Origin of the sequence: Actinoalloteichus spitiensis RMV-1378 (assembly GCF_000239155.1) — a bacterium.
GTDB classification, from domain to species: Bacteria; Actinomycetota; Actinomycetes; order Mycobacteriales; family Pseudonocardiaceae; genus Actinoalloteichus_B; species Actinoalloteichus_B spitiensis.
Window position 1 is genome coordinate 1 of sequence record NZ_AGVX02000382.1, and the last position, 2,262, is coordinate 2,262.

1 protein-coding gene is annotated in these 2,262 nt (G+C 71.6%); it reads right to left on the reverse strand.

Annotated elements, in window-relative coordinates; translation table 11 throughout:
* On the reverse strand, window positions 1-2,194 hold a 2,194-nt coding region (locus ACTIDRAF_RS33875; RefSeq protein WP_211215367.1), incomplete at its 3' end, for a condensation domain-containing protein.
* Window positions 2,195-2,262: the final 68 nt, after the last annotated feature.

Genomic DNA, 2,262 nt, shown 5'->3' on the forward strand with positions numbered 1-2,262 from the left:
ACAACAGCTGCGTCACCGCCGTCAACGCCATGAACAGCGTGGCGCCCCGCGACTGGGCCAGCTCGTGGAGCGTGCCCGTGAGCGCGGCGGGCACCGTGAAGCGGTGCACCGCTCCCGCCGAGGTCCGCACGGGGGGTCGTGGGTGGTCGGTGGGCAACTCCAACACCGGAACACCAGCCAACCGCTCCCGCCAGTACCCCACCTGCCCCGCCAACACCTCACCCGAGAACAACTCCCGCTGCCACACCGCGAAATCCGCATACCCCACCGGCAACTCCGACCACGACCCCGCGCCACCCGCGACCGCCGCCGCGTACCCCTCCCCGAACTCCCGCACCACCACACCCATCGACCACCCATCCGTCACCAGGTGGTGCATCACCCACACCAGCACATGCGACTCCGGTGACTCCCGCACCACCACCACCCGCACCACCGGACCCGACCGCAGATCGAACGGTTGCCCCACCACATCCGCGACCACCCGATCCCGCTCCGCCCCCGGATCCACCGCACCCGAGACATCCACCCACCCCACCACGACCGGCGCCTCCTCCACCGGCACCACCCGCTGCACTCCCTGCCCGTCCACGGTGTCGAACACCGACCGCAACACCCCGTGCCGGGCCACCACCCCGGCCACCGCCGCCCGCACCGCCCCCAGATCCACCGGCCCGACCAACCGCAACCCGAACCCGGTGTGGTACTCCACCCCGGTCGGGTCGAACTCGTGCAGGAACCACAACCGCTGCTGGGCCGAGGACAACGGCACCCACTGCCCCTCCCGCACCACCGGGGTGATCGGCGGGAGCCGCCGCTGCCGGGCCCGTACCACCCGCACGGCCAGACCAGCCACTGTCGGGGCGGTGAACACCTCCCGCACCGAGACCACCACGCCCAGCACCGCCCGGATCCGGGCGACCAGGCGGGTAGCGATCAGCGAGTGCCCACCCAGGGTGAAGAAGTCGTCGTGGACCCCGACCCGGTCCAGTCCCAGCACCTCCTGCCACACCTGGCACAACCGGGCCTCGACCACCGACCGGGGACCCACATACCCCACCCCCGACTCCCACACCGGTTCGGGCAACCCCGCCCGATCCACCTTCCCCGACGCCGTCACCGGCCACACCGGCACCACCATCACCACCGAAGGCACCATGTACTCCGGTACCCGACCCCCGACGAACTCCCGCACCCCGGCACCGGTGACCGCACCGGTCACATACCCCACGATCCGATCCGTCCCCGTGGTATCGGTGTGCACCACCACCACCGCCTGCTCCACCCCGGGGCAGGACCGCAACACCGCCTCGATCTCCCCCAACTCGATCCGGAAACCCCGCAGCACCACCTGCGCGTCCGACCGCCCCAGGTGCTCCACCCGCCCCCACCGGTCCCACCGGGCCACGTCCCCGGTCCGGTACAACCGGTCCCCTGCCCGGGAGAACGGATCGGCCACGAACCGGTGCGCGGTCACCCCCGGCCGGTCGATATAGCCCCGGGCCAGACCAGCACCGGCCACGTACACCTCACCAGGGACCCCCACCGGCACCGGACGCAGACCGGCATCGAGGATGTGGACCCGGGTCCCGCTGATCGGGGTACCCACCAGCACCGGAAGCCCGGTGACCTCCTGGGCCAGGCTGTCCGCGGCCACCTCGGACGCCCCGTAGAGGTTGAGCAACCGGGCACCGGGCAGCAGGGCAGCGAAACGAGTGGCCACGGTAGCGGGCAGGGGTTCCCCGCTGGACACCCAACAGGACACCGACGCGACGGCTTCCGGGTCAGCGGCGATGACGTCCAGCACCACCGCCAGCAGGCTGGGCACCATCGTGACCCGTTCCACCCGGTGGGCCCGGACCAACCCGACCAACCCGACCGGGTCCTTCATCTCGGTCTCATCGGCCAGCACGACCCGACCGCCCTCGAGCAGGGTGCCCAGGATCTCGGTGGCCGAGTCCAGGAACGACACCGATCCCCGCGCGAGCACGGGCACACCCCGCTGCTCGGGGTAGGCCTGCGTGAACCAGGCCCACCGGGTCATCAACCCCCGGTGGGTACCGATCACGCCCTTGGGACGGCCGGTGGACCCGGACGTGTAGATCACGTAGGCAGCCCGGTCGGGTGTCACCGGAGCCGTGACCTCGACCAACCCGCGGATCACATCCGCCGGTCCCGCGCCGGGCTCGGTCACCGCGCCGTCCACGGTCCACACCGCGACCCCGGCCGGGACCAGGTGCTCATGCTCGGTATCGGTGACCA